The 8746-nt window shown below is 59.8% G+C and carries 7 protein-coding genes; 5 read left to right on the top strand and 2 right to left on the bottom strand.

Going from position 1 to position 8746, the window contains the following annotated elements; translation table 11 throughout:
- Positions 1-587: 587 nt before the first annotated feature.
- The gene (locus tag BQ17_RS18375; RefSeq protein ID WP_089729615.1) at positions 588-911 is read left to right on the top strand and encodes a hypothetical protein; all 324 of its coding nucleotides are present in this window, start codon (positions 588-590) and stop codon (positions 909-911) included.
- A 2-nt stretch (positions 912-913) separates the two neighbouring features.
- Positions 914-2149, top strand: coding sequence for a hypothetical protein (locus tag BQ17_RS18370; RefSeq protein ID WP_141699365.1), 1236 nt, complete (start codon positions 914-916; stop codon positions 2147-2149).
- Positions 2150-2834: 685 nt separating this feature from the next.
- Here the strand turns inward: BQ17_RS18370 and BQ17_RS18365 are convergent.
- Positions 2835-3029 (bottom strand): type II toxin-antitoxin system VapB family antitoxin, encoded by a 195-nt coding sequence (locus BQ17_RS18365; protein WP_089729611.1) that lies wholly within the window; start codon positions 3027-3029, stop codon positions 2835-2837.
- Between the two features lie 515 nt (positions 3030-3544).
- On the opposite strand from BQ17_RS18365, the gene BQ17_RS18360 reads away from it, so the two are divergent.
- From BQ17_RS18360 to BQ17_RS18350, 3 genes are all read left to right on the top strand, one after another.
- Positions 3545-4294, top strand: coding sequence for a GvpL/GvpF family gas vesicle protein (locus BQ17_RS18360; RefSeq protein WP_176722510.1), 750 nt, complete (start codon positions 3545-3547; stop codon positions 4292-4294).
- A gap of 347 nt (positions 4295-4641) precedes the next feature.
- On the top strand, positions 4642-4884 hold the full coding sequence (locus tag BQ17_RS18355; RefSeq protein WP_089729607.1) for a gas vesicle protein GvpG: 243 nt from the start codon (positions 4642-4644) through the stop codon (positions 4882-4884).
- Positions 4881-6854, top strand: coding sequence for an ArsA family ATPase (locus BQ17_RS18350; protein WP_089729605.1), 1974 nt, complete (start codon positions 4881-4883; stop codon positions 6852-6854). Before BQ17_RS18355 ends, BQ17_RS18350 begins: the two co-directional genes overlap by 4 nt.
- On the opposite strand, the gene BQ17_RS18345 is transcribed toward BQ17_RS18350, so the two are convergent.
- A complete protein-coding gene (locus BQ17_RS18345; protein ID WP_089729603.1) occupies positions 6760-8136 on the bottom strand; it encodes an nSTAND1 domain-containing NTPase in 1377 nt (458 codons plus the stop codon). The genes BQ17_RS18350 and BQ17_RS18345 overlap by 95 nt on opposite strands.
- Positions 8137-8746 lie beyond the last annotated feature (610 nt).

Here is an 8746-nt window from a genome sequence, read left to right as displayed (position 1 = left end):
ACTGTGAAAGTATTCGCTTTTCCTGATAGCGGTGGGATGAAACTTTTTATTTCGCGCTAAATTCTGTACAAAGTGGGTATAGGAGCAAGTTAGGTGAACATGAAAGAGAAAGGGTCACTGGAATAAGAGGGTAGGACTTGTAATCCGGCATCGATAATCTGTGCGAGTCCGCATGACAAAGCCGCAAGGCATTGAATTTTGAACGGCACACTGGTTCGAAGCACGCAGCGAGCAGTACGCTAATAATGCTTGATTGCAGGACTCGACCTCGTTTTTTTCGTGCACGTAGTTAGTCGTCTGTCCCTGGTGTTCCCTGTTTCTCCGCGTGTTTTTCTTGAACTCGTGTTTTTCCGGCTTAATCCGGGATGGGCTTGATCAGCATCTCTCTGGAGTCCGCAACAACGTGGTGCGGTAGTGGTAAATTTCTAACTGATAGGGTGGTTGATAGTCCAAAAAGACTTCAGTCCGCGGAGCCGCGCAGCGGCCCAACCTACCCTCTACCAGTTAAAAATTTACCACTACCCGTGGTGCTTCCACTGGTAGCACCCTTTTTGGAATCGCACCAAGCAATTGAGGAGGAATGTGATATGTCCTACTTGAGCAGCGTCGCGTCGCTCACATCACTTTCCACGACAAAATTCACCAAGGCGCAGGTGTACTACTTAATCAAGAATTTTGTCTATCCCCCCTGCAGCAAGGATCCGGACGATATCCGCAGATTTCACAAACTGGTCGATGACCTCGGATACGTGGACAATACCCGCAGCATACTGGCGGGAAAGACCAACAACGTTTTCAACCTGAACTCACCCGAGAAGTTCAGCGGGTCCGAGCTCATGGCGATCGACGTGGTTGGAAAGCACATCGACGCAACTATTGCGAAGCTTAAAGCTTTGGGAAGGCTAGCGTGACAGTGAAGACGATCATCGAAAGTGTTGGAGGCCTCGCGTTACTGAGCCTCTCGTCGGTCGCGCTGGCAACCGGACCGACCGGAGACATAGACTTCACCAAGGTTAACTCATGTGACTTCGACAAGCCCGAGTGGGGGGGTAACGGAAACGGGCTCGTGGAGCGCGTGGAATTCGACCGCTTTCAGTTCAAGAGACAGAATCCTCTAGTCAATGACGTCGACACAAACAACGATTTCGTGATCTCCAAGAAGGAAATCGCGGCATGGTCAGGGCGCTTCTGGCTCGACGCCGGTCTAAGCGAAGACAGCTTAGCGACGACATGCAAGATTGCAGACAGCACCATACCGCCGGCGGCTAAGCCGAGAACGTTTTCCTTGGGAGACCCCAAGAAGGCTCTTGGTCAGGTACGCCTTCGCAAGGACTACGCGGGCATCTTAAAGTCGTTAAAGAAGGCGGATCCGGCCGCGTTCGGTTATTACGACAATCGCGAGACCGACGACGACACCTGGGCCGCACAGGCAACCCTAGGTTTGGTGCGGACCTTCGACGTCTCCAAGAATGACACTCGGATCGGAGCCTATTTCCTCGACGCCATCGATCTGAACGCTGCCGTTTCGCTAGACCGGGTGACGGGTAAAGGAGACGGCACGTTCTCGGAGGTCGACTCATTGGTGGGGCGAGCCGGGCTCGCGTTCGGACTCAGGAACGACGGGGATCGAGGAGCTTGGGATCACCAGCTTTTCGCCCTGGCCTATCGAGCGGCAACCACGACCTCCACGGATGATTACAAGCACGGTTTCGAGCTGCAGTGGGAGCCCATGCGGAATAGAATCGGCGAGTTGATCTCCATCAATGGACCCTATAGGCGGTTCAGCTCCGATCCGAAGGCAGCTGCAGAGGGCGGTGTGTTCCAGTATCGACTCGCGTTCTCCGGCATAGCCGAGGTCGGCGAGTCCATCGAAGAAATCGACGGCGAGACATTAGTGAAGCTTGGCCCAAAGGCGGCACTTTACCTCCGGCCTAATGCGCTCCGCCGCCTGGAGCTGTTCGGGGGATACACCTACTTGTGGGAAGTCGCCGACGGAAGTCGCGACTTCGACCACCTCGAAACCGGTGCGCGCATTGCCCTTGACGATGCAGAACAAGTCTTTGTCGAGTTCAAGAAACGCATAGGGCAGGTCCCCGCGAAATACACCGATATCGATCTCTGGCAAGCCACCCTTTCAGTACGCTTTTGATTCGGCACTCATTGAAGGGTAAAAGCGTCTAAGGCAAAGGGATCACGTCCCTTTATGAATGAAGAATTCACCTAGCAATTGAATCACCCGTGGCACCAAACCGCGCGCGGAGTTCAGAGCTCGACGCCAGGGGCTGGACAGGGATTGTGACCTGATAGGTGGAATCTTCTGGCTTAAGATTCTCAAAGGAGCAGCAGATGACCCAAAGAAAGCGACGCAAGCACTCATCGGCCTTTATCAGGGTTGATGCATCAGCATTCTATGCAGAAACAGAAGCGTAAATGGCGGTTGTATATGCTGGTTGCACCTAACATGTGGTTTAAGAGTGACCTAGTACCTAGTTTCAGTCTATCCTTCTGGTACGGAGCTAACGGACACAATGAGGTGCCCATAGGGCTGGCCGTATTGTACAGGAAAAATAAGCCGAAACTAGGTACTAGAGGGCGTTCTCGATTAAAAAATTATCTGAATGATAACAACCCGTTATGAGCGACCCGCCGACAATTGTATGGGCCTGATGTACTTGATTTTCGCGAGGATCTGGCTCAATTGAGAACGCCCCTTAGGTGCCTTAACCAAACGATATGCTGCTTAATTTTGGGAGACTATGTCCCCTGTCCCTCCCACTCATGAGAATTCGGTAATACTTTCACAGTCTCTGGAGCGTGGGAACGAGACAGAAAAATCAATTATCACACCTCATGTCATCGAGATTCCCATCCCAATGCAATTTACCTCGGAAGCGCCTGATATTTTCTTGTTTTTTTAGTTTAATTAAGGTCTTGAGGCCGAGCTCTACGGCTTCCCGCTTGGTTCTTAAACCAGTCATCTTTAAGGCATTGGCCATAAGATCGTCATCAATCACTATGTTTGTACGCATGATAGCCTCTATATGTATTCACGCCAATTAGTATACACATTAAAGCCAATGAAGTCTAACCCCCAGAGCGAGCGTGTATAAATCCTTACCGAAAATTCGTCTCCCGGCCGGCTCCCGGGTGCCTATAAAGAAAGATCGGCGGCAGCTTGCCGGTAGAGCATGGGTCTGCTAACTGCCATTAAGTCAAGCATTACTGGTCGGCAAAATAAGAGAAAAAACGACGCATCACGCGAATCCTCACGAAATTGTCATCCCGAACCGAAGGGAGGGATCTTTTTAGCGCCGATTCGCGCGCTTCGTTGTTTTCTCTTTCGTAGTTCCATGCCGGGCACGCTGCCTGCCTGCCAGGAAGTGTCTCTCATTGATGGGCACGCTGCGCTTAGTGCATCCGACAAACAGTCGCGGCTCGGAAGTCTCCGTGGAATGGCCGCAACCTTAACACCATCCGGATGGACGCTTGCTTTGCCCATCTTACCCTGCTGAATGTCAACACACCTGGGGACCCGGCAAGATCCATGAGTGCACAATACCTGTACGCGATCGTCGCCGACCATGCCGTCGGGGATGTCCTAGCCGGACTCGGAAAAGCCGGCATCGGCAAGACCAAGGTCAAGACCCTGGCCGCAGACGGCATCGCTGCCGTGGTCTCCACCTATCGGGGCTCCTCGGTACGGCCGCAACGGACCAACATCGCCGCCCACCAGAAGGTACTGAGCGCGCTGCTGGCGGTGACGACGCCGCTGCCCATCAGCTTCGGGACCATCGCCGAGGACAGCCAAGCCGTCCACACCGCCCTCCGCCACAGCCATGCGGATCTCAAAGCGGCCTTGGAACGGGTCCGCGGCAAGGTGGAGATGGGGCTCAATGTCCGCTGGGATCTGCCGAACATCTTCGAGTACTTCGTCGACCGGCACCCGCCCCTGAGGGCCCTGCGGGACACCCTGTACGCCGGAGATCGGGAGCCCCCACGGGACCGGAAGATCGAGCTGGGCCGGCTGTTCAGTCAACTCCTGGAAGCGGACCGGGAGCGTTACACCGCCCAGGTGGAAGCGGCCCTGCAAGCCTGCTGCGCCGAGATCCGGCGCGCAGAGCCCCGTAAGGAAGCCGAGATCATGCGCCTCTCCTGCCTGGTAGAACGCGCCGACCAGGCTACCTTCGAGGCAGCCGTGCTCAAGGCGGCCCAAGCCTTCGACGACCATTACGCCTTCGATTTCAATGGTCCATGGGCGCCGCACAGCTTCGTGGACGTGCCCATTACCCTCTGATGCCCAGGGTAGTGGTAAATCTTTAACCGATAAAGTGATCGATAGTCCAAGTCCACCGAGCCGCATAGCGGCCCAACCTATCCTCTACCATTTAAAGATTTACCACCACCGTCCACTACTACCACATTTCATCTGATTTTGTTGGTTGTCATTTGTCATCTCGACCGCAGGGAGAGAGCTTAGCGAAGCGAGAAATCCTTGTCCCGACGGAGGAAGGATCTCGTGCGTTGAGGACCTCTGCCAAGCCGGGAGATCCCTCGCTACGCTCGGGATGACAGCTCCCTAGGGTCGAGATGACAGGGATTGGTTTTACCAGAAAATTTTGATGAAATGGGGTACTACCCTCGATGCTCATCATCGACGACCTGCTGCTGGCACCCTTCAAAGGACTGTATTGGATCGGCAAGGAAATCCATAAAGCCGTGCTCACCGAGCAGGTGTCCCAACGCGAGGCCATTACCACCGCGCTGTCCGAGCTCTATATGGAGCTGGAGACGGGCCGCATCGACGAGGCGGAGTTCGACGCCCGCGAGGCTGAGCTGCTCGATGCCCTGGACCGGCTCCAGGAGCCATCCCAGGACGGGGCGTGAAGGGCCCCGAGCTACTCCGACCCGGCAAGTCGCGCCTGGTGTTTTTTGGCGGCAAGGGCGGCGTCGGCAAGACCACCTGCGCCCTGGCGACGGCGCTGCGCTGGGCCCGCGAGGACCCCGATGCCCCCCTGCTGCTGGTTTCCACCGATCCGGCCCACTCCCTGGCAGACTGCCTGGCCGGCGGATCACCGCCGCGCAACCTGCATGTCGAAGAACCGGATGCCGCCGCTGAGCTGGCGGCATTCCGTGCCCGGCATGGCGACCAGCTGCACGAGATCGGGCGGCGCGGCACCTTCCTCGACGATAGCGACATCGACCGCTTCCTGTCCCTCTCCCTCCCCGGACTGGACGAGCTCATGGCCGTCCTGGCGCTCAGCCGTCAGCTATCCGCGGGCCACTATCGAACCGTCCTGGTAGACACCGCCCCCAGCGGCCACACCCTGCGCCTGCTGGCCATGCCGCCGGCCATGCGCCAATGGCTGGATCTGCTGGATACCCTACTGGCGAAACACCGCTACATGAAAGAGGTGTTTCACGGCAGCTACGCGCCCGACGCGCCGGACCGCTTCATCCTGGATTTGGCCGCCGAGCTCGAGGCCCTGGAGCAGCTGCTGCGGGACTCGGACCGCTGCCGGTTCGTACCCATCGCCTTGGCCGAGACCCTGGTCCTGGAAGAGACCCTAGACCTGGTCCGTGCCCTGCACGCCGCCGGCATCGCCACCCCGGAGCTGATAATCAACCGATTACATCCCGACCACCCCTGTCCCACCTGCCGGGCCGTGCGGGCCGAGCAATCGGAGTGCCTGGCCCGATACGCCTCGGCGCTCCGGGGCATCGGGTATCTTTGGGGCCTCCCCGTGCAGCCGCAGGAGCCCCGCGGCATCAAGGCCCTGGCCGAATTCTGGGACGAAGTAACACCCATCGACCGAAGTTTCGATTTCCTCAGTAGCTCCCCCGCGACCGCACAGCTGCCGGTCCGGGTCGCAGCGCCCGGCCCCTATCCGGGGCCGGACCAGCGCCTGTTGATCTTCTGCGGCAAAGGCGGCGTGGGCAAGACCACCCTGGCCTGCGCCACCGCCCTGCACATCGCCGCGACCGAGCCCCATCGGCGCACCCTACTCTTCTCCAGTGACCCGGCCCACTCCTTAAGCGACTGCTTGAATGTCCCCGTCGGACCCCCCGTCGGACCCAAGCCGGTTGCGCTCTCCCAGGGCTTGGCCGTGATGGAGGTCGATGCGCAGGCCGAGCTCGCGGCCATGCGCTCGGCATACAGCCAAGAGCTGCGGAGCTTCTTCGCCGGGCTCTCCTCCAACCTGGATTTCACCTTCGACCGGCGGGTTATGGAACAACTGCTGGATTTCGCTCCCCCCGGCATCGATGAGATCGCGGCCCTCGCGCGCGCCCTGGTGTTCCTGCGGGAAGGCGATTACGACCGGTTCGTGCTCGACGCGGCGCCGAGCGGTCATCTGATCCGGCTGCTCGAGCTACCGGGATTGCTCGATGACTGGTTGCAGGCCATGTTCGAGCTGCTGCTCAAATACAAAGACACCCTCGGCGTCCCGCGTTTCGGCCGGCGCCTGGTGCAATTGTCGAAGGATCTCAAGTTCCTGCGGGGACTGCTCAGGAACCGGGAGCAGGCCGGCCTGGTGCTGGTCGCCATTCCCACAGCTCTAGCCCTCCAGGAGAGTCGGGATCTGGTCGCCGCCTGTCGGGCAGCGGGATTGCAGCTCCAACACCTCTTCCTCAACCTGCTGACACCAGCAGGTAGGCTGGGCTGTGCCCACCGACTGACACCGAATGGAGAGTGCCCACGCTGTGCCGCCCAGGCGGGACGTGACAAGACCCTCGCCGAGACCTTCCAGGCCACCTTTCCCGCTACCCCCCAGACCCGGATCTACCGCGGTGATCCACCACGCGGCCTGGCGGCATTGACGACCCTGGGCGCCGCCGGCTTCCGGTCCGACAAGTAGGGTGGGCTGTGCCCACCGCAAAAGCGGTGGCGTCAGCTGCCAGTCTGTGAAATTTAAACCACAGAGAACACAGAGCATCCGCCTGGGCCAGGATGGCCCCCGAGAGCCGGCGTAGGATCGGGACCATACGCTCATGGGGCAATCGGTAGCGGGGCGGCTCCGCCGCCGCAGGGGAGCGCTTCTCCAATAACCGACAGTTGGGAGAGGCCAGATAGTTCAGCAGCGCCGCCAAGGCTTCCTGAGACAGCCCGGCGGCAGCACTCAGATCGGAGACAGTCCGCCCCTCGGCAATGCGTTGGTCATTGTCCGGGTCTGTCAATGCCAGCATGGCCTTGAGCAGATGTTCGCGGTGTGCTTCCGGAAACCACTCCAAACGACCGGCGATGTAGCCCGTCAAGAGCCCTTCGGTACCGCCCCCGGCACCCAGGTAGGCGTCGTGGGTGAGATGTCGATCACGCCGGTCGCGGGCCAGCTCGTCGAGCATCATCATGCCGATACCGATGTCTACCGGCGATATCCGGTCGCCCAGCGACATGTCCCGCACCATGGTATCCACCAGATCCTGGTCCAGTTGGAAGTCGGCCTTCTCCGCCAGGGTGGCGACGACAGCGCCGGCCTGTTTCGGGCGGAAGCGCTCGACGGGGAGCATGGGCGGCTGGATGCCGAGGGAGTTTTGAAACTTCCACCAGGCGGCCGCGTATTCCTCCCGGAAGGCCACCAGCCAGGTGGTCTGGTGGGGGGGCCTCTCTCCGGCGACGCGCCGCAGCAGCTCGAAGACGGGCCGGTGATCGTTCTGTTCCGGATGGAGTTGCTCGAATTGGTCGAGCACCATCACCCACCGCCCCGCCCCGGGCGGAGGGGCCGGCAGCTCATCGATGCCTTGGGGTTCGGTCGGGTAGCGGGCCGCCTGCCACTTGGATCGGGCCGCCCGCAGCAATCCTGCAGCCGGGTCCTCGGGGAGGGCCTCCCAGTAGAGGAACCCCACGTCTCGGTCCTTCAACACATTGGACAGGCCCGCCCGCAGCAGGGAGGTCTTGCCCGCGCCGGATTCGCCCATGACCACCACCAGCCCGATCTGGTCGTTGTCCAGGAAGCCGACGAGCTGGACCAATTCCGTCTCCCGCCCCAGGCGACGGAAGAGCTCGCCGTCCTGCTCCGTAAAGGCCAGGGGTCCCTTGATCGCGGCGGCCTGCACCTGCCCGGTATCCGACGGCAGGTTGGGCACGGCCCGTCGCCACAGGCGCCACCCGGTCCAGATGAATAGCAGGACTGCCGGTGGCAAGGAAGGCCGGTAGCGATTTCTTGATCCAGGTCCAGTCTTCGCCCAGGCGCCGGGTCAGTATGGTATCGAAGGAATTCGTGATGGGGTCAGGTAGAGGGAACCAACCCGCCGCGAACAGGAATGCCACGAGTGCCGCCAGCACCAGACCCAATTCACGGGGGCTGGTCCTGAGAATCCGAACCGTGTCCCGGAGCCGCCCCAGCAGCCCCTGGGCCCGGCCGGTCAGATCGGTCAGGTCGGTGGGTGCCATACCTTTCGTTTCCCTCGAGTGATCTCTTAATCTCTACCGGGGCTGGATGCCGCCCCATAAGAATACACGGGTACCTCAAAAATCGTAACTGGGTAGTGATTAATATCTGCTGGCTCCCACGCTCCAGCGCGTAGGATGCGGTGAGCGCGGTGGTTCCGAGCTTGTCGGCGGGTGCCCATCTTCCCCGCGCGAACCGCATCGATTAGGTTGGGCAAAGGCGCGCCAGGGACGGCGCGACCTGCCCGACACCCAATTCTGTTGGGCACGCCGCCATCCAAAGATGCGGTTCGCCGCGCGCACGGCGTTCCCGTTGACCCGTCGAAACTCAGCGATGGTACGGTAGCTCGGGACCAAGCCCTC

It is taken from the genome of Candidatus Thiosymbion oneisti (assembly GCF_900092655.1).
In the GTDB taxonomy this organism is placed as follows: Bacteria; Pseudomonadota; Gammaproteobacteria; order Chromatiales; family Chromatiaceae; genus Thiosymbion; species Thiosymbion oneisti.
This window is presented reverse-complemented; position numbering and strand designations above follow the sequence as displayed.

Bases quoted from the DNA above. Each gene is read 5' to 3' on its own strand.
- BQ17_RS18375 (WP_089729615.1), top strand. From the start codon at position 588: ATGTCCTACTTGAGCAGCGTCGCGTCGCTCACATCACTTTCCACGACA.
- BQ17_RS18355 (WP_089729607.1), top strand. From the start codon at position 4,642: ATGCTCATCATCGACGACCTGCTGCTGGCACCCTTCAAAGGACTGTAT.
- BQ17_RS18365 (WP_089729611.1), bottom strand. From the start codon at position 3,029: ATGCGTACAAACATAGTGATTGATGACGATCTTATGGCCAATGCCTTA.
- BQ17_RS18360 (WP_176722510.1), top strand. From the start codon at position 3,545: ATGAGTGCACAATACCTGTACGCGATCGTCGCCGACCATGCCGTCGGG.